The organism is Caulobacter sp. GW821-FHT12A07, assembly GCF_058807655.1.
In genome coordinates this window covers 209,513-236,184 of the sequence record NZ_JBXAQX010000006.1, presented here as the reverse complement: position 1 = coordinate 236,184, position 26,672 = coordinate 209,513, and the positions used below count along the sequence as shown (strand labels likewise).

Annotated in this window: 28 protein-coding genes and 1 other RNA gene; 17 read left to right on the top strand and 12 right to left on the bottom strand. The window is 69.8% G+C overall.

The annotated features are described in order from the left end of the window. Positions 1-46 precede the first annotated feature (46 nt). Genes AC1RRS_RS14855 through AC1RRS_RS14845 form a run of 3 tightly spaced genes read left to right on the top strand, consistent with a single transcriptional unit; the run spans position 47 to position 2,772 of the window. Positions 47-688: a TetR/AcrR family transcriptional regulator gene (locus AC1RRS_RS14855; protein WP_492855815.1), complete on the top strand. Its 642-nt coding sequence runs from the start codon at positions 47-49 to the stop codon at positions 686-688. Positions 689-732: 44 nt separating this feature from the next. Further along, positions 733-1,764 (top strand): alpha/beta hydrolase, encoded by a 1,032-nt coding sequence (locus AC1RRS_RS14850; protein ID WP_492855814.1) that lies wholly within the window; start codon positions 733-735, stop codon positions 1,762-1,764. 30 nt (positions 1,765-1,794) lie between these two features. Next, positions 1,795-2,772 carry an NADPH:quinone oxidoreductase family protein gene (locus AC1RRS_RS14845; protein ID WP_492855813.1) on the top strand — a complete coding sequence of 326 codons (978 nt, stop codon included), beginning with the start codon at positions 1,795-1,797 and terminating at the stop codon, positions 2,770-2,772. Positions 2,773-3,000: 228 nt separating this feature from the next. Here AC1RRS_RS14845 and recR read toward each other — a convergent pair whose 3' ends face one another. From recR to ffs, 4 genes are all read right to left on the bottom strand, one after another. Further along, complete coding sequence (gene recR, locus AC1RRS_RS14840; RefSeq protein ID WP_492855812.1) at positions 3,001-3,603, bottom strand: recombination mediator RecR; 603 nt, start codon at positions 3,601-3,603, stop codon at positions 3,001-3,003. A gap of 6 nt (positions 3,604-3,609) precedes the next feature. Further along, positions 3,610-3,939: a YbaB/EbfC family nucleoid-associated protein gene (locus tag AC1RRS_RS14835; protein WP_492855811.1), complete on the bottom strand. Its 330-nt coding sequence runs from the start codon at positions 3,937-3,939 to the stop codon at positions 3,610-3,612. Positions 3,940-4,098: 159 nt separating this feature from the next. Next, positions 4,099-5,943 carry a DNA polymerase III subunit gamma/tau gene (locus AC1RRS_RS14830; RefSeq protein WP_492855810.1) on the bottom strand — a complete coding sequence of 615 codons (1,845 nt, stop codon included), beginning with the start codon at positions 5,941-5,943 and terminating at the stop codon, positions 4,099-4,101. Between the two features lie 85 nt (positions 5,944-6,028). After that, an RNA gene (gene ffs / locus AC1RRS_RS14825) (signal recognition particle sRNA small type) lies at positions 6,029-6,121 on the bottom strand. Between the two features lie 266 nt (positions 6,122-6,387). On the opposite strand from ffs, the gene nudC reads away from it, so the two are divergent. After that, positions 6,388-7,332: an NAD(+) diphosphatase gene (gene nudC / locus AC1RRS_RS14820; RefSeq protein WP_492855809.1), complete on the top strand. Its 945-nt coding sequence runs from the start codon at positions 6,388-6,390 to the stop codon at positions 7,330-7,332. Positions 7,333-7,496: 164 nt separating this feature from the next. On the opposite strand, the gene AC1RRS_RS14815 is transcribed toward nudC, so the two are convergent. The 3 genes from AC1RRS_RS14815 to thrB all read right to left on the bottom strand — a co-directional run bounded on the left by AC1RRS_RS14815 (position 7,497) and on the right by thrB (position 9,394). After that, positions 7,497-7,913, bottom strand: a complete 417-nt coding sequence (locus tag AC1RRS_RS14815; RefSeq protein ID WP_492855808.1) for an MAPEG family protein — start codon at positions 7,911-7,913, stop codon at positions 7,497-7,499. Between the two features lie 75 nt (positions 7,914-7,988). Beyond that, complete coding sequence (rnhA, locus tag AC1RRS_RS14810; protein WP_110120061.1) at positions 7,989-8,435, bottom strand: ribonuclease HI; 447 nt, start codon at positions 8,433-8,435, stop codon at positions 7,989-7,991. Further along, a complete protein-coding gene (gene thrB / locus AC1RRS_RS14805) occupies positions 8,432-9,394 on the bottom strand; it encodes a homoserine kinase (RefSeq protein WP_492855807.1) in 963 nt (320 codons plus the stop codon). Before thrB ends, rnhA begins: the two co-directional genes overlap by 4 nt. A 93-nt stretch (positions 9,395-9,487) precedes the next feature. Here thrB and AC1RRS_RS14800 point away from each other — a divergent pair, with 93 nt between their 5' ends. Then, the gene (locus AC1RRS_RS14800; RefSeq protein ID WP_492855806.1) at positions 9,488-9,709 is read left to right on the top strand and encodes an AbrB/MazE/SpoVT family DNA-binding domain-containing protein; all 222 of its coding nucleotides are present in this window, start codon (positions 9,488-9,490) and stop codon (positions 9,707-9,709) included. A gap of 8 nt (positions 9,710-9,717) precedes the next feature. Continuing rightward, the gene (locus AC1RRS_RS14795; protein WP_492855805.1) at positions 9,718-10,110 is read left to right on the top strand and encodes a type II toxin-antitoxin system death-on-curing family toxin; all 393 of its coding nucleotides are present in this window, start codon (positions 9,718-9,720) and stop codon (positions 10,108-10,110) included. An 11-nt stretch (positions 10,111-10,121) separates the two neighbouring features. On the opposite strand, the gene ispH is transcribed toward AC1RRS_RS14795, so the two are convergent. Then, on the bottom strand, positions 10,122-11,084 hold the full coding sequence (gene ispH, locus AC1RRS_RS14790; RefSeq protein WP_487292068.1) for a 4-hydroxy-3-methylbut-2-enyl diphosphate reductase: 963 nt from the start codon (positions 11,082-11,084) through the stop codon (positions 10,122-10,124). A gap of 189 nt (positions 11,085-11,273) precedes the next feature. On the opposite strand from ispH, the gene AC1RRS_RS14785 reads away from it, so the two are divergent. Both AC1RRS_RS14785 and argS read left to right on the top strand, forming a co-directional pair. Further along, the gene (locus AC1RRS_RS14785) at positions 11,274-11,996 is read left to right on the top strand and encodes a Tat pathway signal sequence domain protein (RefSeq protein WP_487292069.1); all 723 of its coding nucleotides are present in this window, start codon (positions 11,274-11,276) and stop codon (positions 11,994-11,996) included. Continuing rightward, the gene (argS, locus tag AC1RRS_RS14780) at positions 11,993-13,834 is read left to right on the top strand and encodes an arginine--tRNA ligase (protein ID WP_110120055.1); all 1,842 of its coding nucleotides are present in this window, start codon (positions 11,993-11,995) and stop codon (positions 13,832-13,834) included. Before AC1RRS_RS14785 ends, argS begins: the two co-directional genes overlap by 4 nt. 170 nt (positions 13,835-14,004) lie before the next feature. Here the strand turns inward: argS and AC1RRS_RS14775 are convergent, their stop codons facing one another. Together AC1RRS_RS14775 and mutY are read right to left on the bottom strand one after the other, a co-directional pair. Continuing rightward, positions 14,005-15,408, bottom strand: a complete 1,404-nt coding sequence (locus AC1RRS_RS14775; RefSeq protein ID WP_492855804.1) for a glycoside hydrolase family 28 protein — start codon at positions 15,406-15,408, stop codon at positions 14,005-14,007. Positions 15,409-15,653: 245 nt separating this feature from the next. Next, on the bottom strand, positions 15,654-16,706 hold the full coding sequence (mutY, locus tag AC1RRS_RS14770) for an A/G-specific adenine glycosylase (RefSeq protein WP_492855803.1): 1,053 nt from the start codon (positions 16,704-16,706) through the stop codon (positions 15,654-15,656). 62 nt (positions 16,707-16,768) lie between these two features. Here mutY and AC1RRS_RS14765 point away from each other — a divergent pair, with 62 nt between their 5' ends. The 4 genes from AC1RRS_RS14765 (at position 16,769) to smc (ending at position 22,123) form a co-directional block, all read left to right on the top strand. Further along, complete coding sequence (locus tag AC1RRS_RS14765) at positions 16,769-17,317, top strand: DUF721 domain-containing protein (protein ID WP_492855802.1); 549 nt, start codon at positions 16,769-16,771, stop codon at positions 17,315-17,317. Positions 17,318-17,426: 109 nt separating this feature from the next. Continuing rightward, positions 17,427-18,050 (top strand): DsbA family protein, encoded by a 624-nt coding sequence (locus AC1RRS_RS14760; protein ID WP_110120050.1) that lies wholly within the window; start codon positions 17,427-17,429, stop codon positions 18,048-18,050. A 2-nt stretch (positions 18,051-18,052) separates the two neighbouring features. Continuing rightward, a complete protein-coding gene (locus tag AC1RRS_RS14755) occupies positions 18,053-18,661 on the top strand; it encodes a DsbA family protein (RefSeq protein WP_492855801.1) in 609 nt (202 codons plus the stop codon). Positions 18,662-18,676: 15 nt separating this feature from the next. After that, on the top strand, positions 18,677-22,123 hold the full coding sequence (gene smc, locus AC1RRS_RS14750; protein ID WP_492855800.1) for a chromosome segregation protein SMC: 3,447 nt from the start codon (positions 18,677-18,679) through the stop codon (positions 22,121-22,123). A gap of 165 nt (positions 22,124-22,288) precedes the next feature. Here the strand turns inward: smc and AC1RRS_RS14745 are convergent, their stop codons facing one another. Together AC1RRS_RS14745 and AC1RRS_RS14740 are read right to left on the bottom strand one after the other, a co-directional pair. Continuing rightward, positions 22,289-23,080 (bottom strand): TSUP family transporter, encoded by a 792-nt coding sequence (locus AC1RRS_RS14745; protein WP_492855799.1) that lies wholly within the window; start codon positions 23,078-23,080, stop codon positions 22,289-22,291. A 103-nt stretch (positions 23,081-23,183) separates the two neighbouring features. Further along, on the bottom strand, positions 23,184-23,567 hold the full coding sequence (locus AC1RRS_RS14740) for a DUF6481 family protein (protein ID WP_487292168.1): 384 nt from the start codon (positions 23,565-23,567) through the stop codon (positions 23,184-23,186). 316 nt (positions 23,568-23,883) lie between these two features. On the opposite strand from AC1RRS_RS14740, the gene AC1RRS_RS14735 reads away from it, so the two are divergent. From AC1RRS_RS14735 to AC1RRS_RS14715, 5 genes are all read left to right on the top strand, one after another. Further along, positions 23,884-24,255: an AtpZ/AtpI family protein gene (locus tag AC1RRS_RS14735; RefSeq protein ID WP_487292167.1), complete on the top strand. Its 372-nt coding sequence runs from the start codon at positions 23,884-23,886 to the stop codon at positions 24,253-24,255. A 5-nt stretch (positions 24,256-24,260) separates the two neighbouring features. Further along, positions 24,261-25,019: a F0F1 ATP synthase subunit A gene (locus AC1RRS_RS14730; RefSeq protein WP_110120044.1), complete on the top strand. Its 759-nt coding sequence runs from the start codon at positions 24,261-24,263 to the stop codon at positions 25,017-25,019. 48 nt (positions 25,020-25,067) lie between these two features. After that, a complete protein-coding gene (locus tag AC1RRS_RS14725; protein ID WP_108505567.1) occupies positions 25,068-25,292 on the top strand; it encodes a F0F1 ATP synthase subunit C in 225 nt (74 codons plus the stop codon). Positions 25,293-25,406: 114 nt separating this feature from the next. Next, positions 25,407-25,940, top strand: a complete 534-nt coding sequence (locus tag AC1RRS_RS14720; RefSeq protein WP_110120043.1) for a F0F1 ATP synthase subunit B family protein — start codon at positions 25,407-25,409, stop codon at positions 25,938-25,940. 13 nt (positions 25,941-25,953) lie between these two features. After that, the gene (locus AC1RRS_RS14715) at positions 25,954-26,460 is read left to right on the top strand and encodes a F0F1 ATP synthase subunit B (RefSeq protein WP_110120042.1); all 507 of its coding nucleotides are present in this window, start codon (positions 25,954-25,956) and stop codon (positions 26,458-26,460) included. Positions 26,461-26,672: the final 212 nt, after the last annotated feature.

Sequence of the window (26,672 nt, the reverse complement as noted above, 5' to 3'; positions counted from 1 at the left end):
AATCCTGACGGGGCGTCATCGACGCCGCTGGGAGTCGCGCTCATCGATGTCGAACATCGCCTATTTCCCCGCCATGCCGCCGCGCGAGGACAATCGCCCGGGCAAGCGCGAGCGCACCAAGACCGCCAACCGCCAGGCCATTCTCGACGCGGCCCGCCAGGTGTTCGGCGAGTTGGGCTATGACGGGGCCACGGTGCGCGACATCATCCGCCTGACCGGTTTGGCCTCGGGCACCTTCTACAACTACTACAAGTCCAAGGAGGAGGTGTTCGACGCCCTCGCCGACGACGGGGCGCGGCGCTTTCGGCCGCTGCTGCGCGTGGAGTTCGAGAAGGCGACCGACTTCGCCTCGTTCCTGCGCGGGGCCATGCGGGCCTATTTCGACTTCCTGGCCGCCGAGCACGAGACCTGGCGGGTCAACCGCCCGGCCGGCGAGACCCATCCGCAGGTGCGCTCGACCCCCGAGGTCACCGCCGTCTTCGGCGAGGTGCGCGAGGCCTTCGAGCGGGTGCTGGAGCGCGAGCACGCCCCGCCCGTCGATCTCGACTACCTGACCGCCGCCTGCATCGCCGTGGCCCGCGAGGTCGGCGACAAGATGCTGGAGCGCCGGCCGATGGACACGCAGGGCGCCACCGCCTTCGCGGTCGGCCTGATCCTCGGCGGCCTGCCGGCCTTGCCCAGGCCCTAGCGGCCGACCCTTTCTCCCGACTTTCAGAAGAAAAGAGCCCCCGAATGGCCGATGTCCAGAAGCTGGTCCTCAAGACGATCCTGTCGCTGCCGACCCCGATCCTGCGGGCGCTGAGCGGCGGGGGCGTGGTCTATCGCGGCGGGCGCACGCTCGATCCGCGCTTCCAGTTCTTCGCCCACGCGGCCCAGGGCCTGCCGTCGATGACCACCCTGGCTCCGGAAGAAGCCCGAGCGGCCAGCGCCAAGGGACTGGCGGCGGTGTCTGGTCCGCCCGAGCCCGGCGTGCGCACTGAGAGCCTCAGCATCGACGGTCCCGGCGGCCAGATCCCGCTGCGCGCCTATCGCCCTGCCGAGCAGGACAGCGCCGCGCCGCTGATCGTCTTCGCCCACTTCGGCGGCGGGGTGATCGGGGATCTGGAGACCTGCCACGCCTTCTGCGGGATCCTTGCGCGCATCGCCAAGACGGCCGTGCTGTCGGTCGATTATCGCCTGGCCCCGGACCATCGCTTCCCGGCCGGCCTGGACGACGTGCTGGCCGCCTGGCGCTGGGGCCGCGACAACGCCGCCCGCTTCGGCGCGGCGCCGGGCCAGGCGGCGATCGGCGGCGACAGCATGGGCGGCAACTTCTCTGCCGTCCTGGCCCAGGAGATGAAGCGGACGGGCGAGGCCCAGCCGGCCTTCCAACTGCTGATCTATCCGGCCGTGGATGTGGCCAGCGAAACGCCGTCGATGAGCCTCTACGCCGATACCTATCCGCTCAGCCGGCCGATCATGGAATGGTTCATGGCCCACTACATGGGTCCCGAGGCCGACCCGGCCGATCCGCGCCTGTCGCCGGACAAGACGCAGGGCCTGTCGGGCCTGGCCCCGGCCATCGTCGTCACCGCCGGCTTCGACCCGCTGGTCGACCAGGGCGAGGCCTACGCCAAGCGCCTGATCGCCGCCGGCGTGCCGACGGTCTACCGCTGCTACGACAGTCTGGCGCATGGGTTCACGGCCTTCACGGGCGCGGTCCCGGCGGCCGATGCGGCCTGCCGCGAGATCGCGGCGCTGGTGCGGGCGGAGATTTCCCGGTGAAGCCCTTCCCCCTCGATGGGGGAAGGTAGAGTGAGGGCGCTCGTCGTCGAGGCCCTGGCGCCGGACTTCGCCGGCTGCGCCGTCCGCGAGATCCCGACCCCGACGCCCGGACCCGGTGAGGTGCTGGTCCGGATCAAGGCCGCCAGCGTCAACTTCCCCGACCTCTTGATGACCCGCGGCGAATACCAGCTGAAGCCGTCCCTGCCGTTCACCCCCGGCCTCGACTTCGCCGGCGAGGTCGCTGGACTGGGCGAGGGCGTTTCAGGCCTGGAGATCGGCGCGGCGGTGGTCGGCGGGGCGCGCACCGGGGCGTTCGCGGAGTTCATCGTCGTTCCCGCCAAGGCCCTGAAGCCCAAGCCCGCGCGGCTGTCGTTCGGCGAGGCGGCGTCCTATGGCGCGGCCTATCTGACGGCGCGGGTGGCGCTGGTGCGGCGGGCGAACCTACAGCCCGGCGAATGGCTGCTGGTCCATGGCGCGGCCGGCGGCGTGGGGCTGGCGGCGGTGGACCTGGCCAAGGCCATGGGCGCGCGGGTGATCGCGGCCTCCGCCTCGGACGACAAGCTGGCGCAGATCGCGCGGCTCTACGCCCCTGACGCGACCGTCAACGTCACAGGCGGCTTCCGCGATCGGGTGAAGGAGATCACCGGCGGGCGCGGGGTGGACGTGGTCTACGACCCCGTGGGCGGCGACGTCTTCGACGAGAGCCTGCGGTGCCTGGCCTTCGACGGGCGACTGCTGGTGATCGGTTTCACCTCGGGCCGGATCCCGACCGTCTCGGCCAATATTCCGCTGATCAAGGGGATCTCGGTTATGGGCGTGCGGGCCGGCGAATACGGCCGCCAGTTCCCCGAGCGCGGGGCCGAGGACCAGGCGGCGGTATGGGCCATGGCCGACGCCGGCACGATCCGGCCGCACGTGCATGCGCAGGTTCCGCTGGAGCGCTGGCGCGAGGCGTTCGACCTGCTGGCGGAGCGGCGAGTGGTGGGCAAGGCGGTGATCGCGCCTTAGTTCGAACCTCTCCCAATCCTGAAAAACCTCTCCCATGGGGAGAGGGAGGGGCCCGCGCCGAAGGCGTGGGAGGGTGAGGGGGTAGGACGTCGGCCGTCTGTGCGCTGACCTGGCCGCTCGGGTTTTCGGGATTGTTCGGTGAGGGTGTAACCCCTCACCCTCCCATGCTGCGCATGGGCCCCTCCCTCTCCCTCTGGGAGAGGTGAAAACTAGGTGGGAGAGGGAAAACTACGCCGGCCGCCTCGCCCGCAGCGCCTGGGCGATGGTCCCATCGTCCAGCCAGTCGAGGTCGCCGCCCACCGGCACGCCCCGCGCCAGCATGGTCACCGGCACATTGGTCTGAGCCAGGCGGTCGGCGAGGTAGTGGGCGGTGGTCTGGCCGTCGACCGTGGCCGGCAGGGCCAGGATCACCTCGGCGACCTCGCCGCTGGAGACGCGAGCCAGCAGTTCGCTCACCCGCAGGGTCTCGGGCCCGACCCCGTCCAGCGCCGACAGCAGGCCGCCCAGCACGTGGTAGCGGCCCTTGAACGAGCCGCCGCGCTCCATGGCCCACACCGAGCCGACCTCCTCGACCACGCACAGCAGGCGCACGTCGCGGGTTCCGTCCGAGCACACGGCGCAGGGGTTGGTGGTGTCGAGCGAGCCGCAGGTCGAACAGGTCTTCACCTTCGCCTGCGCCTCGGCCATGGCGGCCGCGAGCGGCGCCAGCAGGGTGTCGCGCTTCTTCAGCAGGGCCAGGGCCGCCCGCCGGCCCGAGCGCGGTCCAAGGCCCGGCAGCTTCGACAGCAGGGCGATCAGGCGCTCGATCTCGGGTCCGGCGGAGGCGGCCATCAGCCTTTAGAACTTCATGCCCGGAAAGCCGCCCATCATGCCGGCCATCGGGCCGGCGGCCTCCTGCATCAGCTGGGCCTGCTTGGCGTCGAGCTTCTTCTTGGCGTCGGCGTGGGCGGCGACGATCAGGTCGGCGATGACCTCGCCTTCGCCCGGCTCGACCAGGCTCTCGTCGAGCACCACCTTGGTCAGCTCGCCCGAGCCGGCCAGGGTGACGGTGACCATGCCGCCGCCCGAGGTGCCCTCGACGCTGATCTCGGCGACGCGGGCCTGGGCTTCGGCCAGTTTCTGCTGCATGGCCTGGGCCTGCTTCATCAGGCCGCTGAGGTCTTTCATGGTCTGCTCCTCGAAAGGTTCTTTCCCTCCCCCTTGATGGGGGAGGGGCAGGGGTGGGGGTGGAAGCGCCGGCGGGTTCGAGCGCGGCCGAGCCGCATCCTGAAAAGCCGCATCACCCCCATCCCCGACCCTTCCCCCATCGAGGGGGAAGGGAGATGGCTAGTCCTCGACTTCGTCCGGCTCGATCGGCGCGGGTTCGGGGGCGAGGACCTTGCGGATCTCGACGATCTCCGTGCCCGGGAAGGCGCTGAGCACCGAGGCCACGAACGGGTCGGACTTGATGGCCGCCAGGGCTTCGCGCTCCTCGCGCTTCTGGCGCTCCATCAGGCTCTCGGCCCCGCCGCCGCCCTCGGCGGCGATCAGCCAGGGCTGGCCGGTCCATTCCTTCAGCGCGCGGACCAGGCGGCCGGCCAGGTTGCCCGGCGCGCCGGGGGCGGCTTCGAAGGTGATGGCGCCGGGGCGGAAGCTGATCGGGCGGACATACTGTTCGACGTCGAGCCTAAGCCCAATGTCGCGCTTCTCGGCGATCAGCTTCAGCACGTCGTCGAACGAGGCGAGCACGGGCGCGGCCGGCGCCGCGCCGACGGCGGCCATGGCGCGCGGCGCGGCCGAGACCGCGCCGCCCGGCGCGGCTCCACCGCCCACCGCGACGCCGCCGCCCGGACCCGCGCCCGGATTGCCGCCGTCGCGCAGGGCCTTCAGCGCGTCTTCCGGACCCGGCAGGTCGGCGGCGTAGCACAGGCGGATGATGGCCATCTCGGCGGCGGCCATGGCGTCGGGCGCGCGGCGCACCTCGTCATGGGCCTTCAGCAGCATCTGCCACAGGCGGGCCATGGTGCCGGCGCTGGTCTGGGCGCCGACCGAGGTCAGGCGCGCGGCCTGCTCCTTGGGCATCGACAGGGCGTCCGGCCCCAGGGCCTTGGCGACCGACGAGGCGTGGCAGTGGTCGAGCAGGTCGAGCATCACCACCACCGGATCGGCGCCGAAGCCCCACAGCTGGCGGAAGGTGGTCAGGGCCTCGCCCGGCTTGCCGCTCATCACCTGTTCGAAGAGAGCGATGGTCTGGCTGCGGTCGGCCAGGCCCAGCATGTCGCGCACGACGGCGGCGGTGACCGTCTGGCCGCGCTCGGTCTGGACGATGGCCTGGTCGAGCAGGGACAGGCCGTCGCGGGCCGAGCCCTCGGCGGCGCGGGCGATCAGGGCCAGGGCGTCGGCGTCGATCCGCGCCCCTTCCTTCTGCGAGATGCGGTCGAAGTGCTTGGCCAGCACGTCCGGCTCGATCCGGCGCAGGTCGAAGCGCTGGGTGCGCGACAGGATCGTCACCGGAACTTTTCGGATCTCGGTGGTGGCGAAGATGAACTTGGCGTGCGGCGGCGGCTCTTCCAGCGTCTTCAGCAGGGCGTTGAACGCCGCCGTCGACAGCATGTGCACTTCGTCGATGATGTAGACCTTGTAGCGCGCCTCGACCGGGGCGTAGCGCACCCCGTCCAGCAGCTCGCGCATCTCGTCGACCTTGGTGCGGCTGGCGGCGTCGAGTTCCAGCACGTCCATGTGCCGGCCCTCGATGATCGCCCGGCAGTGCCGGCCCTCGGTGGTCAGGTCGACGCTGGGGCCGTGGACGGTGTCGCTTTCGTAGTTCAGCGCGCGGGCCAGCAGGCGGGCGGTCGTGGTCTTGCCGACCCCGCGGACGCCAGTGAGCATGAAAGCGTGGGCGATGCGGCCGGTGCTGAACGCGTTCGCTAGCGTGCGGACCATGGCCTCCTGGCCGATCAGGTCCTCGAAGGTGCGCGGGCGGTACTTTCGGGCCAGCACGGTATAGGCCGCGCCGGGTTCTTCCGGTTCGGGCTCGGGCAGGGGCCTGGCCGCCGGCGGCGCGGCGGCGGGCGCGGGCGCTTCGCCGAAGATGTCGGCCGTGTTCTCGTCGCGCTCTGGCAGCTCTTCGCGTTCGAGCGCGGGCTCGTCCCAGGGCGGGGCGGATTCGGGCGTGAGGTCGTGGTCGGCCATGGGCGCAGTCTAGAGCGTCGGGCGGCGCGGCAAAAGGCTCGCGCGCGCTCGCTGGCGTGGATGCTGACGATTTCGGGGAATAAGGTGGAGACCGGCAGACGACCCGAAGGTGATCTCGTTGTGGCTGCTGCCTCTCGGCCCTGACCAGGTTGGCGAGGCCATCGTCCGTCGCCGATCTCCGAGGGGGTATATCGCGACTCATCGACCGATATGCAAGCGCCCAGAGCGTCGCAGCCGAAAGTGGCCGCCGGTTTCGGCGTCCGCGACGCGACAAAACGAGAAGCCAGAGCGTCGCAGCCGAAAGTGGTCGCCGGTTTCGGCGTCCGCGACGCGATAAAACGAGAGGCCAGAGCGTCGCAGCCGAAAGACAGCGGGTTTCCGGTGGGCGAAAAGCCTTAACGGCAGGCGGTGACGACTCCGCGTCGCTGGGCTACAGATTCGCCCATGCCGCTATCCGAGATCGTCAACATCTTCGCCGGGAATCCGCTGGACCGCGCCAGCGAGCGTCGAGGCGACGCCAGCTGGATCGCCGAGAAGCTCGACGACGCCCAGTCCCTGGCCGTCGCCGTCTGGAACGGCAAGGTCCTGGTCGAGGACGCGCCTGGGGCTGATGACGAGCCGGGCGGCGTCCAGATCGCCTATCTGCGCGCCGACATGGCCAAGGAGCTGGCCGGCACCGACGAGCGTCTGCTGTTCATGGGTCTGTGGAAGGACATCGCGGTCTTCGCCGTCGACCTGGAGGGCGCGGCCGATCCGGCGGAGGGCGCTCTGCAGGGCCTGGGCCGGTTCGAGGAACTGCGCGGCGCGGCCGCCACCTTGCCCGCGCCCGACGCCGGTATCCTGGGCACCGCCAAGTCGATGTTCGAATGGCGGCGCAAGCATCCGTTCTGCGCCAACTGCGGCCAGAAGAGCGACATCGCCGACGGCGGCTGGAAGCGCATCTGCCCGGCCTGCCACGCCGAGCACTTCCCGCGCACCGACCCGGTGGCGATCATGCTGGCCGTCCACGGGGATAAGTGCCTGCTGGGCCGCCAGGCCGCCTGGCCGCAGGGCATGTTCTCGGCCCTGGCCGGCTTCATCGAGCCCGGCGAGACCATCGAGGAGGCCTGCGCCCGCGAGCTGAAGGAAGAGGCGGGCCTGGTGGCCACCAAGGTGCGCTACCATTCCAGCCAGCCCTGGCCGTTCCCCGCCTCGCTGATGATGGGGCTGATCGCCGAGGTCGACAGCGACCAGGCCGCCCCCGACCAGACCGAGCTGGAGGCCGTCCGCTGGTTCGACAAGGACGAGGCGAAAGCCCTGATCCGCGGCGAGATCGAAGACGCCTTCGCCCCGCCGACGCTGGCGATCGCTCATCAGCTGATCAAGACCTGGTGCGAGAGCGAGGACTGACCCTTCTCCCCTTGCGGGAGAAGGTGGCGGCGAAGCCGTCGGATGAGGGGTCTCTCAAAAGAAAACCGCCTCGCCCCGCCTGACCGCCCACGCAGCGTCGAGGTCTGAGAGACCCCTCACCCGACCCGCTTCGCGGGCCACCCTCTCCCGCAAGGGGAGAGGGATCAGGCGATGAGCCTCATCCACTCCCTGACCACCATCACCCCCAGCACGATCGTGCTCAGCGAAAACACCGCGAACCGCGCCAGCACGATGTTGACGCTGGCCTGGATCAGGCTGTGCAGCACCCGCAGGCCCGCATAGGCCCAGGCCAGGCCCACCGCGACCGGATCGCCATGCCCCGCCACGGCGATCGCAAGAGCCGCCGCGTAGAAGATCGTCGGCTGCTCCATCAGGTGGTTGTAGTTGTCGGCCGCCTGCCGGGCGGCGTCGGGCAGGCCGGTCAGCGAGCCCGGAAACCGCGCGTCCTGCGGCTTGATCCCGGCCTTGCCCATGGCCGGCAGGCGCTGGGCGTACATCCACAGCCACATCAGCAGCGACCAGCTCACCAGCGCCAGCACCGGCGCGATCATCGTATTCATGGCTTTGCCTCCCCAGGCCTTCTTATTTCGGGGAGGCTATCGGTGGAACGCCGTTCCGCGAAGCCTGACCTTGGGTCAGCGCTTCTTCAGGGTCTCTTCCATGCCCCGGCGGGCCAGTTCGTCGGCGCGTTCGTTGTGTTCGTGGCCGGCGTGGCCCTTGACCCAGCGCCAGTCGATCTCGTGGCGCAGGCGGGCGGCGTCGAGGCGCTGCCACAGGTCGACGTTCTTGACCGGGCTCTTGTCGGCGGTCTTCCAGCCCTTGGCCTTCCAGCCATGGATCCACTGGGTGACGCCCTTCATCACATATTGGCTGTCGGTGTGCAGCTCGGCCTTGGTCGGGCGGTTCAGCGCCTCCAGGGCCATGATCGCGCCCATCAACTCCATGCGGTTGTTGGTGGTCGCCAGGTCGCCGCCGCAGATTTCCTTGCGCTTGTCGCCGTACATCAGCACCGCGCCCCAGCCGCCGGGACCCGGATTCCCGCGACAGGCGCCGTCGGTATAGATGATCAGTTTCGGGGTCACTGCGAGGATCCGAACAGCGACAGGCCCTCGCGGTGCACCGCCAGCTTGCGCTCGTATTCCAGCGGATCCTTCGGACGCACCAGGGCGCCGGCGGGGGTGGCGTTCCAGTCGGCCAGGCGCGTCAGGAAGAAGCGGATGGCCGCGCCGCGCGCCAGGATCGGCAGGGCGTCGCGCTCGGCCGGGCTCAAGGGACGGCGGCGCTCGTAGCCGGCGATCAGGGCGCGGGCGGCGGTGACGTTGAAGCTGCCGTCGGCCTCGAAGCACCAGGCGTTCAGGGTCACGGCCACGTCGTAGGCGTAGGCGTCGTCGCAGGCGAAGTAGAAGTCGATGGTCGCCGCGAACTTGCCGTCGGTCTTGAAGAAGACGTTGTCGGGGAAATAGTCGGCGTGGATCGTGCCGGTCGGCAGGTTGCGCGGCCAGGCCAGGGCCAGCTCGGCCAGGTCCTTGTCGATCACGGACGAGAGGCCCGGCTTCAGGTCTTCGGCGGCCTGGCGGTGCTTGGAGAACAGCGGCGCCCAGTGCGGCTGGCCCAGGTCGTTGGCGCGACGGCCGGCATAGCCTTCGCCGGCCAAGTGCAGCCAGGCCAGGCCTTCGCCGGCTTCGCGGCAGTGGGCCGGGGTGGGCTTGCGCACCGACAGGCCCGGCAGGAAGTCGACGATGGCGGCCGGCTTGCCGCGCAGGGTCTTGAGGTTCCGGCCCGCCTTGTCGGCCACCGGACGCGCCGAGGGATAGCCGCGGTCGGCCAGCCACCCCAGGAGGTCGAGGAAGTAGGGCAAGTCCTCGGGCCGCGCGCGGCGCTCGTAGACCGTCAGGATGTAGCGGCCGGTCTCCGTTTCCAGCAGGAAGTTGGAGTTCTCCACGCCCTCGGCGATGCCCTTGAACGCCAGCGGGGCGCCCAGGTCGTACTCGGCCAGGAAGGCTTCGAGCTCTTGGTCGGTGATGTCGGTATAGACGGCCATGGCGGCGGGATGCGGCGCCGCGCGCTGGCGGTCAAGCGGCTCCTGTCGGCGAGTGGTGGCCCGTGCTATGGTTTTGCCGGCAAGGAGCGCTCCATGATCGAACTCAAGATCGAGCAACAAGGCGAGGCGGTTAAGGTCGAGCTGACCGAGGAACTGCTTGCCCTGCTCGGCGCCAAGGCGGGCGATACGCTGGTTATCGATGGTGAAGCCGGCGGCCCGTTCACATTGGCGGCGCGATCGACGAACGAGCGCTTCGAGCGTGGCCGGGCTTTCCTCGAACGTTATCGTTCGACCTTCGAGGCCCTGGCGAAGTAATCGCGCCCATGAGCGAGCCTGTCTGGATCGACGAAGCGCTGCTCATCCGCTGGCATGACTTGGTGCTTTCCGAAACGGGAGGCGCGAGCGGCGTGCGGGATCAGGGCTTGCTGAATTCGGCCTTGGCGCGCCCGGTCAATCGTCACGCTTATGAGAGCCTGTCGGATCTGATCGAACTCGCCGCCACCTACGCGGTGGCCATCGCCTCGAACCATCCCTTCATCGACGGCAACAAGCGCGCCGCCTTCATGGCGCTCGGCATGTTCCTGGAGGACAACGGTCTCTGGCTCGCGGCCGAGCCCGACGATGCGACAACGATCATGTTCGCGGTCGCCGCCGGCGATATCGGCATTGCCGAGCTGACCGACTGGCTCCGTCCGCGCGTCGTCGACGCGCCCTGACGTTTAAGCCGTTAAGCCGTCGTCAGCAGTCGTGGCAGCTTGAAGGTCACCGTCTCGCGGGCCTCGACCAGTTCCTCGATCTCCAGGTCGAAGTGGCCGCTGATGGCGTCGATGACGCCCTGCACCAGATCTTCAGGGGCCGAGGCGCCGGCCGTCAGGCCCACGCTCTGCACGCCCTCGAACCAGCTCCACTCCAGGCCCGAGGCGTCGTCGATCAGGTAGGCGGCCTTGGAGCCGGCCTTCAGGCCCACTTCCTTGAGGCGCACCGAGTTGGACGAGTTGCGCGAGCCGACCACCAGGATCAGGTCAGACGCCTCGGCCAGCATCTTCACCGCGTCCTGGCGGTTGGTGGTGGCGTAGCAGATGTCTTCCTTGTGCGGGGCGGCGATGGTCGGGAAGCGCTGCTTGAGCATGGCGACGATGTCGGCGGTGTCGTCGACCGACAGGGTGGTCTGGGTCAGGAAGGCCACGTTCGAGGCGTCCTGCGGCTGCCAGGTGCGGGCGTCGTCGATGTCTTCGATCAGGGTCACCGTGCCCTCGGGCAGCTGGCCCATGGTGCCGACCACCTCGGGGTGGCCGGCGTGGCCGATCAGCACGATCTCGCGGCCGTTGTCGAAGTGCTTCTGGGCCTCGACATGGACCTTGGAGACCAGCGGGCAGGTGGCGTCCAGATAGATCATCTGCCGCGACTTGGCCTCGGCCGGCACGGATTTCGGCACGCCGTGGGCCGAGAACACCACCGGGCGGTCGTCGGGGGCCTCGTCCAGTTCCTCGATGAAGATCGCGCCCAGCGCCTTCAGCCGGTCGACGACGTGGCGGTTGTGGACGATCTCGTGGCGCACATAGACTGGCGCGCCGAACTTCTCGATCGCCCGCTCGACGATCTGGATGGCGCGGTCCACCCCCGCGCAGAAGCCGCGCGGGCTGGCCAGGAAAAGGCGAAGCTTGGGACGGGTCGGCGCGGCGGTGCTCATGGCGCGGAACCTAAGCGTTCGAGGCCTTCGGCGCCAGACATGCGTGACGCGAGCATGCTCGACGCGGACGTTTGACGTCAGGCGTGAAACGCGAGCACGTTGCGAGGTCACGCATATGCCTTTATCAGGCTGCATGACGCCGGCTGGGGCACCTCCCGAACTGGCAATCCTTCTCGAACCGGACGTTTCATGCGCCGCACGCTTTCCGTCGCCCTCAGCGCCACGATGGCCCTGTCGTTCGCCATGACCGCCATGAGCGCTCACGCCCAGATGGGCGGAGGCATGGGCGGCCAGGGCGGCCCCGGTGGCGGTGGTCAGGGCGGCGACGACGACGGCGGCAAGAAAAAGAAGCGCGACGAGGAGTGGAACCAGCCCAAGGCTCCGCTGGCCCAACTGCGCAACGCCGGCCCGTGCCCCTTCGTGAAGGTGCTGTACGACGCCAGCCGCTATGTCGAGTTCAAGGGCGGCAAGGAAAGCAGCGCCGCCGCCGGTTACACCGGCGAGATCCAGGGCGTGTCCTCGGGCTGCGCCTACAAGAACGACGAGCCGATCAAGATGCAGGTCGAGGTTCTGTTCGCCCTGGGCCGTGGTCCCGAAGCGACCGAGCCGCGCAAGACCTACCGCTATTGGGTGGCCGTGACCGAGCGCAACAAGGACGTGCTGGCCAAGGAATATTTCGACCTGCCCGTCACCTTCCCGGCCGGCGGCGACCGCGTCTACGCCACCGAGAATCTGCAGACCATCACCATCCCGCGCGCCGACATCAAGACGAGCGGCAGCAATTTCGAGGTCCTGATCGGCTTCGACGTCACCCCGGAAATGGCCGCCTTCAACCGCGACGGCAAGCGCTTCCGGGTCAACGCCGGCCAGACCGCCCAGGCCCAGCAAGCAGGGACTCCTCCTAAGCAATGAACGATTTGAAGCGGTCCTTGAGCGAGGCGGCCGCGGCCGCTTTCCAGGCCGCCGGACTGTCTCCCGACTTCGGGCGCGTCACGGCGTCCGACCGGCCCGACCTTGCCGACTTCCAGTGCAACGGCGCCCTCGCGGCGGCCAAGAGCGCCAAGCGTAACCCCCGCGAGATCGCCGTCCAGGTGGTCGACCAGCTGAAGGCCGATCCGCGCCTGGCCTCGGTCGAGATCGCCGGCGTCGGCTTCATCAACATGCGCGTCAGCCCCTCGGCCCTGGCCGAGCGGGCCGACCAGATCGCCGCCGATCCGCGCGCCGGCGCCAGCCTGCTGGCCGATCCGCGCCGGGTGCTGGTCGACTACGCCGGCCCCAACGTGGCCAAGCCGATGCACGTGGGCCATCTGCGCGCCTCGATCATCGGCGAGTCGATCAAGCGCCTGTACCGCTTCCGCGGCGACCAGGTGGTGGGCGACGCCCACTTCGGCGACTGGGGCTTCCAGATGGGCCTGCTCATCACCGCGGTGGCGGACGAGGACGCCTTCATCGCCGCCCTGATGGAGAAACTGCCGGACGCTCCGCGCGACTTCACCGCCGCCGACGAGGCCAAGGTGCGCGCCGAGTTCGCCGGCCGGGTGACCCTGGCCGACCTCGACCGCCTGTATCCGGCCGCCGCCGCCCGCGCCAAGGAAGACGCCGACTATCGCGACCGCGCCCGCAAGGCGACGGCCGACCTGCAGAACGGCCGCTTCGGCTACCGTCTGCTGTGGAAGCACTTCGTCGAGGTCAGCCGCGTGGCCCTGGAGCGCGAGTTCCACGCCCTGGGCGTCGACTTCGACCTGTGGAAGGGCGAGAGCGACGCCGACCCGCTGATCGCGCCGATGGTGCGCCAGCTGGAGGACAAGGGCCTGCTGGTCGAGGACCAGGGCGCCCGCATCGTCCGCGTGGCCCGTCCCGGCGAGACCAAGAAGAAGAAGCTGCCCGACGGCTCGGTGATCGAGGTCGAAAGCCCCGATCCGCTGCTGGTGGTCTCGTCCGAAGGCTCGGCCATGTACGGCACGACCGACCTGGCGACCATTCTCGACCGCCGCCAGTCGTTCGACCCGCACCTGATCCTCTATTGCGTGGACCAGCGTCAGGCCGACCACTTCGAGCAGGTGTTCCGCGCCGCCTATCTGGCGGGCTACGCCCAGCCGGGCGGGCTGGAGCACATCGGCTTCGGCACCATGAACGGCGCCGACGGCAAGCCGTTCAAGACCCGCGCCGGCGGCGTCCTGAAGCTGCACGACCTGATCGAGATGGCCCGCGAAAAGGCCCGCGAGCGCCTGCGCGAAGCCGGCCTCGGTTCGGAGCTGTCGCCGGAAGCCTTCGAGGAGACCGCGCACAAGGTCGGCGTCGCCGCCCTGAAGTTCGCGGACCTGCAGAACTTCCGCGGCACCTCCTACGTCTTCGACCTCGACCGCTTCACCAGCTTCGAGGGCAAGACCGGTCCGTACCTGCTGTACCAGACCGTCCGTATCAAGAGTATCCTGCGCAAGGCCGCCGAACAGGCCGCCAAGGCGGGTCCGGTGATCGTGGCCGAACCGGCCGAACGCGACCTGACCCTGCTGCTGGACGCCTTCGAGGGCGCGCTGAGCGAGGCCTACGACAAGAAGGCCCCCAACTTCGTGGCCGAGCACGCCTACAAGCTGGCCCAGGGCTTCTCGAAGTTCTACGCCGCCTGCCCGATCCTGGGCGCCGACGATCCGGCCGTGCGGGCCTCGCGCCTGACGCTGGCCCAGACGGCGCTCAAGCAGCTCGAGCTGGCGCTCGACCTGCTGGGCGTGGACGCGCCGGAACGGATGTGACCCGATCCCTCTCCCCTTGCGGGAGAGGGTGGCCTCCGAAGGAGGTCGGGTGAGGGGTTGCACGTACAGAAACGCCGCGACAGCCGATCGGCCGTCGCGGCGTTTCGCTTTTGAGAGACCCCTCATCCGTCGGCCTTCGGCCGCCACCTTCTCCCGCAAGGGGAGAAGGATCAGTCGGCGGAGAACCCCTCGACGTTTTCGGTTTTCACGCGCTCTTCCAGAACCTTGCCCACCGCCACCCTGCGCAGCCGCACGTCGCGGACCGGCAGGTCCTTCTCGCCCTTGATGCGGCAGATCGAGCCGGCCTCCTCGACCCGGACGTCGCTCACCCGCAGCCCTTCGATAGCCGTCAGCCGCCGCTCGTAGGTCGGGACCAGGGTGCGCCACTGGTAGAGGACGTCGGTGTCGACCGCCAAAACGCTGCCGGCGATCTTCGTGGCGCTGACATTGGTCATGTGGATGTTGCGGACGAAGCCGCCGCGCCGTTCGTTGGTCTTGACGAACATCAGGTTGGCGATCGGCACGGCCCAGCCGTCCTCGCCCTTTCCATCGCCGGTGAAGTGGCAGTTGTCGACGAAGACGTTCTCGATCCCGGCCGAAAGCTCGCTGCCGACCGCCAGCAGCTGGTGGCCGTTCTTGATCCGGCAGTCGCGCATGACGACGTTGCGGGTGGGAACGCCCAGGCGCCAGGCGTCCTGGTCGCGGCCCGACTTCACCGACACCGCGTCGTCGCCCTGGTCGAAGACGCAGTCCTCGATCAGCACGTTCCGGCTCATCTCCGGATCGACGCCGTCGTTGTTGTGGCCGTGGGCGCGGATCTTCACCCGGCGGATGACGACGTCGGTGCAGAGGAAGGGGTGGATCACCCAGAACGGGCTGTCCTCGATGCTGACGTCCTCGACCAGCACGTGGCGGCAGCGGTTGAACTGCACGAACTGCGGGCGGAGATTGGCCTCGCCGGCCGCCATCTGGCGCTCGCTCACCGGCTCGCCCCTGGCGGCCTTGTGATAGAGCGCGACCAGGGCGTCCATGTGCGGCTTGGGCCGCGCGTACCAGACCTTCCAGACGTCGAGCTTGGCCTTCAGCTTGCCTGGGCCGGTGATCGCCACGTTCTCGCAGTCGAAGGCGTAGACCAGCGGCGAATAGTTCCAGCACTCCAGCCCCTCCCAGGTGGTCTGGACGGCGGGCAGGTAGTCGGCGGGCTTTTCCGAGAACAGCAGGGTCGCGCCCTTGGCCAGGTGCAGGGCGACGTTGCTTTTCAGGTGCACCTTGCCGGTCGGCCAGGTTCCCTCGGGGATCACCACCACGCCCGCGCCGGCGGCGTTGGCGGCCGTGATCGCCGCGGCTATGGCGGCGCTCGTGCTGCCCTGGTCGCCCTGATCGGCGCCGAAGTCGGTGATGACAAAGCGCCGGGCGCCGGAGAAGTCGGGCACGCCGATGCCCGGCATGTCGAACGGCGCGGTCGGGCGGACGAGCTTGTGCGGGAAGGGTTTGGCGAGGGCGAGGCCTGGGATCAGCGGCGCGGCCAGACCGGCCGCCAGCGCCGTCCGTCGGGTCGGAAGGTGGATGCCCATGCCGCGTCTCCCAGCGCCGGGCGTTGAGCGCGCCCGTGATGGGGCATTGCTCGCATGGTGGGATGTGAAGTCAATATTTGAGAATCGATCCTTCTCCCCTTGCGGGAGAAGGTGGCGGCCGAAGGCCGACGGATGAGGGGTCTCTCAAAAGAAAACCGCTTCGCCCAGCCTGCAGCGTCGAGGTCTGAGAGACCCCTCACCCGACCCGCTCCGCGGGCCACCCTCTCCCGCAAGGGGAGAGGGATCTAGACGAGCCGCTCCAGTCCCGCCCGCGCCGCCTTCAGGAACACGCTCGGCAGCGCCGACAGCCCCTCGTGCGGGGTCCAGACGAAGTCGCCGGCGACGTCGGCTTCGGTGACCAGCACCCGCAGGGTCAGGGAGAAGTGGGTGAAGACGTGCTCCACGGCGCCGAGATCACGCCACGGCGCGAGGATCGGCGCGACGCGGATCGCCTCATCATCCGACCACGGACGATCTCGCCAGTCGGAGGTCGGCAGGCCCAGCATCCCGCCCAGCAGGCCCTTGTCCGGACGCCGCACCAGGGCCGTCTCGCCCCGGCGGCTGACCACATAGGCCACGCCGTGGCGGCGGGGGCGGTCGGCCTTCTTGGTCTTGCGCGGATAGGTTTCGGGCGCGCCGCCGGCTTTGGCCGCGCAGAAGGTCTCGACCGGGCAGCGGTCGCACAGCGGGGCCTTGGGCTTGCAGATCGTAGCGCCCAGATCCATCAGGGCCTGGGCCCAGTCGCCGGGACGCTCGTCGGTGACCAGTTCGCCGGCCAGGCGCTTCAGTTCGGGCTTGGCGTCGGGCACGGGGGCCTCGACCGCGAAGAGGCGCGCCATCACCCGTTCGACATTGCCATCGACCACATTGGCCTTGCGGTCGAAGGCGATCGCCGCCACGGCCGCGGCGGTGTAGGCGCCCACCCCCGGCAGGGCCAGCAGGCCTTCCTCGGTGTCGGGAAAGACGCCGCCGTGGTCATTGGCGACCGCGCGGGCGCAGGCCAGCAGGTTGCGGGCGCGGGCGTAGTAGCCGAGCCCCGCCCAGGCCCCCATCAGCGCGCCGTCCTCCTCGGCCGCCAGGGCTTCGACCGTGGGCCAGCGCTGGGTGAAGACCAGGAAATAGGGCGTGGCGTGCGGCACGGTGGTCTGCTGCAGCATCACCTCCGACAGCCAGACGCGGTAGGGATCGCTGCGCAGCCCCATGCGCCCGGCGACGGGGCCGGTTCGCCAGGGCAGGACGCGGGCCTCGCGGTCGTACCAGGCCAGAAGTGCGGAGCGGATCGCGGCGACGTCGGTCATTGTCGCCTCCTATCGCAAATCCGCGCGCGCGAGGGGAGAGGGGGCGTGCTAGGCTTTCGCGCATGTACCGCCGCACGCTGCCCACGGCCGACGAAGCGCTGAAGATCCTGTCGCGCCGCCGCACCCGGCCGCCGATGCGCGTGCCGCCGCCGGCCGGCAAGAGCCTGGCCCCGCTGATCCGCGAACTGGACAAGAAGTACGGCCAGGGCCCGGGCGCGCTGCAGGCCCGCTGGAAGGAAATCGTCGGCGACGCCCTGGCCCGCCGCACCGAGCCGGTCCGCATCATCAAGAGCCGCACTGGCGAGGGCGGCACGCTGGAATTGCGGGTCGATGGACCCGTGGCCTCGCTGATCCAGCACCAGGCCCCGCAGATCACCCAGCGTCTCGACCTGCTGCTGGGCAAGGGCGCGGTCACCCGCCTGCGGATCGTGCAGGGACCGGTGCGCGTCGCCGGGGCCGCCGCCAGCGCCCCGCCGCGTCCACGCCGCCGCCCGCCGCTCGACGCCGCCCAGGAGCGCGACCTGGCCAACAGCCTGGTCGATCAGCCCGAGGGGCCGCTGAAAGAGGCGCTGCTGAAGCTTGGTCGAGGCGTGCTGCGCAACGAAAGTTGACAACCTGCGCGCGTTCACGCTGATGCGCTCCAAGCCTCAAGCGCGCCATTTTCATGCCGATAAAGAATCGCGCTTAACTCTACTATTCACGTTCGAGGAAGACCCGACCATGCGCTCGCCCCTTCGCCGGATCCTGCTGGCCGCAGCCCTCGTCGCCGGCGTCGCCGGCCTTTCCGCCTGCAACAAGTCGGGCGGCGCCGTCACGGCCGACGACATGAGCCTGGGCAACCCGAACGCCAAGGTCACCGTCATCGAGTACGCCTCGGCCTCCTGCGTGCACTGCGCCCGCTGGAACGAGGAGGTCTTCCCGGCCTTCAAGCAGAAGTACATCGACACCGGCAAGGTGAACTACGTCTACCGCGAGTTCCTGACCGCTCCGCCGCAGGTGGCCGCCGCCTCGTTCCTGCTGGCCCGCTGCGCCGGCAAGGACAAGTATTTCTCGGTCCTGGACTCGGTCTACCGCTCGCAGGAAGAGATGTTCACCACCGGCCAGTACCGCGACGTGCTGCTGCGCATCGCCCAGTCGGCCGGCCTGGACGAGGCCAAGTTCGACGCCTGCGTCAGCGACGAGAAGGCCCTGAAGGCGCTCAACGACCGCATCGAGCGCTACTCCAAGGAAACCGACATCAAGGGCACCCCGACCTTCGTCATCAACGGCAAGAAGCTGAACGAAGAAGGCGGCGAGGCCCCGCTGGCCCAGCTGGACGCCGCCATCGCCGCGGCGAGCAAGTAAGCATGACCCTGGACCGGCGCGCGCTGATCGTTTCAGGCATGGCCGTCGCGGCCATGCCCGGCCTGGCGCGCGCCGCCCAGATGCCGCCCCTGCCCGGCGACCACGTCATGGGCTCGGTCAAGGCCAAGGTGCAGATCGTCGAGTACGCCTCGATGAGCTGCAGCCACTGCGCCCACACCGCGCTCGAGATCATGCCGGCGATCAAGAAGCGCTACATCGACACGGGCAAGGCCCGGCTGGTGTTCCGCGAATTTCTGACCCCGCCCGCCGACCTGGCCGGCGCGGGCTTCCTGCTGGCCAATCGCGTGCCGCCGGCCCGCTATTTCGAGGCGGTCGAGGCGATCTTCGCGGCCCAGCACGACATGTTCCAGACCGGCGACTACTGGGGCGGCCTGCTGGGCGTGGCCAAGCGGTTCGGCCTGACCGAGGCGCAGCTGGAGGCGACCCTCAACGACAAGCCCGCGCTCGCCGCGCTGAACGCCCGCGTCGAGGCGGCCGCCAAGCGCGGGATCAACTCCACGCCCACCTTCTACATCAACGGCGAGGAATTCGTCGGCGAGCTGACGGTGGAAGACCTGGCCAAGGCCGTCGACAAGGCCCTGAAGGGCTAGCGGGCGGGCGCGGCCGTGCAGTTCCAGCGTCTGCGCCTTTCCGGCTTCAAGTCCTTCGTCGAGCCGACGGAGTTCAGGATCGAGCCTGGCCTGACCGGCATCGTCGGGCCCAACGGCTGCGGCAAGTCCAACCTGCTGGAAGCCCTGCGCTGGGTGATGGGCGCCAACTCCGCCAAGGCCATGCGGGCCGGCGGCATGGACGACGTCATCTTCGCCGGATCGGGCAACCGCCCGCCGCGCAACCACGCCGACGTCACCCTGACCATCGACAACGCCGACCGCACCGCCCCGGCCGCCTTCAACGACGATCCGGTGCTGGAGGTCGTGCGCCGCATCGACCGCGGAGCCGGCTCGACCTACCGCATCAACGGCCGTGAAGTCCGCGCCCGCGACGTCCAGCTGCTGTTCGCCGACGCCTCGACCGGCGCCAACTCGCCGGCCCTGGTGCGCCAGGGCCAGATCAGCGAGCTGATCGGCGCCAAGCCGCAGAACCGCCGCCGCATTCTGGAAGAGGCGGCCGGGGTCTCAGGGCTCCACACCCGCCGCCACGAGGCCGAGCTGCGCCTGCGGGCGGCCGAGACCAATCTTACCCGCCTGGAAGATGTGGCCCGCGAGCTGGAGACGGCGCTGAACCGCCTCAAGCGCGAGGCGCGCCAGGCCGAGAAGTACCGCCGCCTGTCGACCGAGATCCGCGCCGTGCAGGGCGCGGTGCTGTTCGCCCGCTGGACCGAGGCCCGCGATGCGCTGGAGCGCACCCAGGCCGAGGCCACCCAGGCGATCCGCGATGTCGAGGACACCGCCCGCGCCGCCGCCGCCGGCCAGGGCGCGATCGTCGAGGCCGAAACCGCCATGCCGCCGCTGCGCGAGGAGGCGACGATCGCTCAGGCCGTGCTGGGCCAGCTGGCGATCCAGAAGGACCGGGCCGAGCGCGACGCCGCCGCCGCCGCCGCCGAGTTCCAGCGCCTGTCGGCCGATCTGGCCCGCATCGACGAGGACCGCGCCCGCGAGGAACAGGCCGCCGAAGACGCCGGACGGAGTCTGGCCCGCATCGAGCCGGAACTGGCTGAGGTGCGCGCCCTGATTTCCGCCGCGCCCGAACGCGGTCCCGAACTGGAAGCCGCCGCCAAGGCCGCCGAGGTCGCCCGCGCCGAGGCCGACGGCGCCGTCGAGCGCCTGGCCGCCCAGACCGCGGCGGAAGAGGCCCGCGCTCGCGCCGCCGCCCAGCGCCTGGCCGAGGCCGAAAGCCGCCTGGCCCGCACCGTCCGCGCTCTGGACCAGGCCAAGGCCGAACGCGCCGCCGTCGGTCCGGCCGTCGATCCCGCCGCCGCCGAGGCCCGTCAGCGCTTTTCCAACGCCGAGGCCGCGCTCGCCGCCGCCCGCGCCGCCCTGGAGACCGCCGAGGCCGAACGCACGACGGCCGCGCAAGGAGAAGGCGCGGCCCGCGATCTGGCCCGCAAGGCCGAGGACCAGCTAGGCCGCCTGCGCACCGAAGCGAGGGGCCTTGCCCAACTGACCGCTCCGCGCGCCAAGAGCGGCTTCTCGCCCGCCCTCGACGCGGTGACGCCCGACAAGGGCTATGGCGCGGCCCTGGCCGCCGCCCTGGGCGACGACCTGGAAGCCGCCCTCGACGCCCGCGCATCCTCGCACTGGGCCGGGGCGGAGACGCCGGCGACCGCCTGGCCTGACGGCGTCCAGCCGCTGGCGCCGCTGGTCAAGGCCCCGCCCGAGCTGGCCGCGCGCCTGGCCATGGTCGGGCTGGTCGAGCGGGCCGACGGCGAGCGCCTGGCCAAGGGTCTGCCGGTCGGGGCGCGGCTCGTCTCCAAGGAAGGCGACCTCTGGCGCTGGGACGGCTTCGTCGCCAAGGCCGAGGCGCCCAAGCCCGCCGCCGTGCGGCTGGAGCAGCGCACCCGCCTGGCCGAGGTCGAGGCCGAGATCGACCTGGTCGCCCCGCGCGCCGAGGCCGGGGCCGCCGCCCTGAAGACCGCCGCCGACCGTCTGCGCGCCGCCGAAGACGCCCTGCGCGACAAGCGCCGGGGTCCACCCGACGCCGAGCGCCTGCTGAACCAGGCCCGCGAGACCGTGGCCCGCTTCGAGCGCGAGGCCGCCCAGCGCGAGGCCCGCGCTCAGTCGCTGGACGACACCATCGCCCGCTTCGAGGCCGAGCGCGCCGAGGCCGACGAGGCGTTACAGGCCGTCCGCGCCGAACACGCGGCCGCCGAAAGCGTCGGCGACCTGGCCCCGCAGCTGCTCGCCGCCCGCCAGGCCGCGACCGCCGCCCGTGAAGCCGCCGCCGCCGCCCGCTCGGCCCTCGATCTTGAGAACCGCGAGCGTTCGGGCCGCCAGCGCCGCGTCGAAAGCCTGGAGCGCGACCTCGGCGACTGGACCCGCCGCCGCGACGCCGCCGCCAAGCGCGCCGAGGGCCTGGAAGTCGATCGCGCCAAGGCCGCCGCCGCCCTGGAGGCCGCCCGCGCCGCCCCGGCCGAGCTGGAGGCCAAGCTGCTGGTGCTGGTCGATCAGTTCGACGCCGCCGAGCAGCGCCGGGCCAAGGCCAGCGACGCCCTTGAGGCGGCCGAGACCGCCCGCATCGCCGCCGACCGCGCCGCTCGCGCCGCCGACCAGGCCGCCGGCGAGGCCCGCGAGCGTCGCGCCGCCCTCGTGGCGCGCCTGGACGGGGCCCGCGAACGCTTCGCCGAGATCGCCTCCAACATCCGCGAGAGCGCCCGCATGGAGCCCGAGGCCCTGGGCCGGCATCTGGCGGGCGAGGCCGTGGCTGTCCCGAAGGACGCCGCCGGCGTCGAGGCTCACCTCTTCGCCCTGGAGCGCGAGCGCGACGCCATTGGGGCGGTGAACCTGCGGGCCGAGGAAGAGGCCCAGGAATATGCCGGCCGGCTGGAGACCATGCGCATCGAGCGGGCCGACCTGTCGGGCGCGGTGGCCAAGCTGCGCGACGGCATCGAGGAGCTGAACGCCGAGGGCAGGGAACGTCTCCTGGCGGCCTTCGACGTGATCAACGGCCACTTCCAGACCCTCTTCCAGGCCCTGTTCGGCGGCGGCCAGGCCGAGCTGCGGCTGATCGAGAGCGACGATCCGCTGGAAGCGGGGTTGGAGATCTTCGCGTGCCCGCCCGGCAAGCGCCTGGCCAGCATGAGCCTGATGAGCGGCGGCGAGCAGGCCCTGACGGCCAGCGCCCTGATCTTCGGCGTCTTCCTGGCCAACCCGGCCCCGATCTGCGTGCTGGACGAAGTCGACGCGCCGCTCGATGACGCCAATGTCGACCGCTACTGCAACATGCTCGACGAGATGCGCCGCCGCACCCTGACGCGCTTCATCGCCATCACCCACAACCCGGTGACCATGAGCCGGATGGACCGCCTGTTCGGCGTGACCATGTCCGAGCGCGGGGTCAGCCAGCTGGTCAGCGTGGACCTGAGCACCGCCGAGGAGCTGGTCGCGGCGCAATAATCCTTCTCCCCTTGCGGGAGAAGGTGGCGGCCGAAGGCCGACGGATGAGGGGTCTCTCAGATCTTTCCGCTGCGTCTGGTCTGACGGCTGGGCGAAGCGGCGCCGATTTTCGACCCCTCACCCGACCTCCTTCGGAGGCCACCCTCTCCCGCAAGGGGAGAGGGATCAGAAGAGGGCGGCCACCGCATGCCGCAGCGGGTTGCTCGGATCGGCCAGCAACTTCACCGCCATGGCGCAGGAGATCGTCACCAGCAGCGGCCGGATCAGCCGCGCCCCGAAGCGCACCGCCAGGCGCGAACCGAGCTGCGCGCCCAGGAAGGCGCCGACGGCCATGGCCAGGCCGATGGGCCAGATCACCGCGCCCTTGAGGATGAACAGCGCCAGGGCCCCGACGTTGCTGGCGGCGTTGGCCAGCTTGGTGTGGGCGGTGGCTTTCAACACGCCGTAGCCGAGCAGGGTGACGATGGCGACCATGTAGAAGGCCCCCGCGCCCGGGCCGAAGATTCCGTCATAGAAGCCGATGATCGGCGCGATGAAGCCGGCGAATACCGGCAGGGCCAGACGGGCCGGGCCGTCCTCGGCCTTCAGGGCCTTGGACAGGCCGAAATAGACCGCGATGACGATCAGCAGCACCGGCACCAGCGCCGCCAGGACGCGCGGCGAAAGAAGGCTGGCGCACAGCGCGCCGGCCAGGCCCGCCAGGCCCGCCGCCAGGGCGATCGGCCAGGCGGTCTTCCAGTCGATCAGGCCGCGCTTGGCGAAGGCCCGGGTGGCCGAGACCGAGCCGAAGGTGCTCTGCAGCTTGCTGGTGCCCAGCGCCGCGATCGGCGGCAGGCCGGAAAGCAGCAGGGCCGGCAGGGTGATCAGGCCGCCGCCGCCGGCGATGGCGTCCAGGGTTCCGGCCACGAAGGCCACGCCGAACAGGATGACGAGCAGCTGGACGCTCAGATGTTCCATGGCGATCCCTACAAACGCGAAAAGCCGCCCGGGAGCCGGGCGGCGGCAGGCGGCGGGTGAAGGAAGGGGAGGCGGCCGATAGCACGTCTCCCCATCGTTCGGATCAGCCGATCAGGTGGGCCCACTGGTGGGCGCGCGAGGCCTTGCTGTTGCGGCCCAGGGCCTTCAGCTCTTCGCGGGCCGCGGCCTTTTCTTCCTTGCGGACGCGTTGCTCGGCGGCTTCGACAGCCTTGCGTTCCTTACGCTCGGCGCGCTTGACGGCCGCGATCTCTTCCTGGCGGGCCAGGGCTTCGAGGCGGGCGATTTCCTTGGCTTCGGCGCGGGCGACGCGAACGGCTTCCAGCTCGGCGGCGCGTTGTTCATCGCGCTTGTCGAAATCAGGATCCTGAACGGTGGCCTTCGGCTTGAACTTGGCCAGCATAGCCTTCTTGGCTTCCTGCTGGGCGGTGATGCGATCGGCGAATCCGGTGTTCTTCAGGTAGGACATGAATCTTCGTGCTGTTGGAGAGGCGCGCCTCCTAAACCCCAAAACGGCGAAAAAAGCAATTGGAGCCGCCACGCTCTTCGTCGGACGGATCGTCGCGCGCCGGGGGTATCGCCAGCGGCGGGGCCGTCCCGGAGACCCAGATTCCGCGGATTGGCTGACCCTGCGGAAATTCCCCCGTCAAAACAGTGCCTTGTGCAGTTTCTCCACAATCTTGACGCACCGCAGCGCGCCCTATAGGTTCCGCCGCGATCAAGCCGGCCGAAAAAGCGCCTTCTTCAGGCGCGTCTGCGGGCGCTTTCGGACCTGACCGCTTCCCATGCCCAAGGCCGACGAACCGAACGACGAGGCTTTCAAGAGCCTGGACGCTCGGCTCGACGCTTTCGAGGCGCGGAAGGCGGCGGAAAAACCCGCCAAGGCGGCGGACGAGAAGGCTTCCCAGGACGGCTATCGCCTCCTGGCGGATTTGATCGGGGGCGTTCTGGTGGGGCTGGGCTTCGGCTGGCTGCTCGACCACTACGTCGGTACGGGGCCCTGGGGAATGATCGGCGGTCTGCTGGTCGGAACCGGTCTCGCGATATTCTCCGTCGTCCGCAAGGCGACGAAACTGAGCGCGCAGGCGTCCAAGGCCCAGGCCGAGGATGTACACACGGGAGGCGGGTCCACCGCCCCCAAACAGAAGAGAGACTAGGGCCGATGGCCGATCCGATGCACCAGTTCCAGATCCAGAAGGTCGTGGAACTGCCCACCGTGAACGTCTTCGGTCTTCCGATCGATCTGTCGATCACCAATTCGGTGGCCGCGATGCTGCTGGCCGCGACCCTGGTCGTGGCGTTCTACGCCGTCGCCGCCCGCCGCGCCGTGGTTCCGGGCCGCCTGCAGACCGTGGGCGAGATGCTCTATGGACTGGTCGACGGCCTGGCGGAGTCGATCATCGGCCACGACGGCAAGAAGTTCCTGCCCTTCATCTTCACCCTGTTCGCGTTCGTGCTGTTCATGAACCTGCAGGGCATGTTCCTGGTGTTCACCGCCACCTCGCAGCTGGCCGTGACCCTGACCCTGGGCCTGATGGTCATCCTGACCGTGGTCGCCGTCGGCTTCGCCAAGAACGGCCTGAAGTTCTTCAAGCTGTTCGCCCCGTCGGGCGTGCCGTGGCCGCTGTACTTCCTGCTGGTGCCGATCGAGATCCTGTCGTTCCTGATCCGCCCCATCACCCTGGGCCTTCGTCTGTTCGGCAACATGCTGGGCGGCCACGTGGTGCTGAAGATCTTCGCCGGTTTCGTGATCGCCCTTGGCGGTCTCGGCGCGATCGGCTGGGCCGGTTCGCTGCTGGCCCTTTCCTCCGTCGTCGCCCTGACGGCCCTCGAGTTCATGGTGGCCTTCCTGCAGGCCTTCGTGTTCGCGGTGCTTGCCTGCGTCTATATCAACGACGTCGTGCACCTCGACAGCCACTGATCACCCTTTTCTCTTCAACCTATCTCTGAATTCTCAAGGAGCCTCACAATGGAAGCGGAAGCCGCTAAGTACATCGGCGCTGGCCTGGCCATGCTCGGCATGATCGGCGCGGGCATCGGCCTGGGCGTCATGTTCGGCAACTATTTCCAAGGCGCGCTGCGTAACCCGACCGCCGCCGCTCAAGAGCGTCCGATGCTGTTCCTCGGCATGGCGCTGACGGAAGCCCTGGGCATCTTCGCCCTGGTCATCGCCTTCCTGATCCTCTTCTCGTAATCCTCTGAGCGCGGCGGCGGTCGGTTCCCGGCCTTCGCCGCGCTTTGATCTTTAAGAACCGAGCCTGCTCGCCCGTTTCGGGCCGCAGGCGCTAGCTGAGAGGCGCCCTCGCCCATGGCGACGGAAAATCACGGCACGGTCGCGACGACTGAAGCCCCCGGACACGAAAGCGGCGGTCTTCCGCAGCTCCAGTTCCAGCACTGGGGCGGTCAGATCGTCTGGCTGCTGCTCATCTTCGCCGTTCTCTACATCGTGCTGTCGAAGGGCCTGCTGCCCCGCGTCAGCGGCGCGATCGACGAGCGCGGCGCCAAGATCGCCGGCGACATCGCCGACGCCCGTCGTCTGAAGGACGAAGCCGAGGTGCAGGCCCGCGCGGCCGCCGCCGAGGTGGCCGAGGCTCGCGCCAAGGCCCAGAAGACCGCGGCGGACGCCAAGGCCCAGGCTTCGGCGCAAGCCGCCGAGCGCCAGGCCAAGGAAGAAGCCGTGCTGGCCGAAAAGCTGGCCGCGGCGGAAGCCTCGATCCAGGCCGCCCGCGACGAGGCCATGAGCCACGTCCGCACGGTGGCCGAGGAGACGGCCGGCGCGATCGTCGAGAAGCTGACGGGCAAGGCGGCTTCGGCCGCCGAGCTCAAGACGGCTCTGGCCTGAGGAGTAGCGGACCATGGAACACGAATCCCTGTTCAGCTTCTCCAACCCGGAGTTCTGGGTGCTGGTCGCCCTGGTGATCTTCTTCGGCCTGCTGGTCGTTCTGAAGGTCCTGCCGGGCGCCCTGTTCGGCGCGCTTGACGGCTACGCCGCCAAGATCCAGGCCGAACTCGACGAAGCCCAGAAGCTCCGCGAGGAGGCGCAAGCCCTGCTCGCCGAGGTCAAGGCCCAGCGCGAGGAAGCCGAGCGCCAGGCTTCGGCCATGCTCGAGGCGGCCAAGGCGGACGCGGTCCGTCTGGCGGCCGAGGCCAAGGAAAAGCTCGAGGAGCAGATCACGCGCCGCGCCCAAATGGCCGAGCGCAAGATCGCCCAGGCGGAGGCCCAGGCCGCCGCGGACGTCAAGGCCGCGGCCGTCGACCTCGCCGCCCAGGCGGCCGAGGCGGTGCTCCTGGCCCGCGTCGGAACCGGCGCCGACCCTCTGCTCGACGCGGCCATCGGCCAGATCGGCAGCAAGCTGCAGTAGTCCTCTTCGGACGGCTGAAGATCGAAAGGCGCGGCTCGCAAGGGCCGCGCCTTTTTCGTTCTGGATCCCTCTCTCATCGAGAGAGGGAGGGGCCCACGCGGAGCGTGGGAGGGTGAGAGGTTACAGTCTGTCCGGACAAGGTACGGGTGAGGCGGAGAGCGCCACCCAGAGGTATTGGCGGATATGCCCCTCAAAGAACAAACGATGCAGGG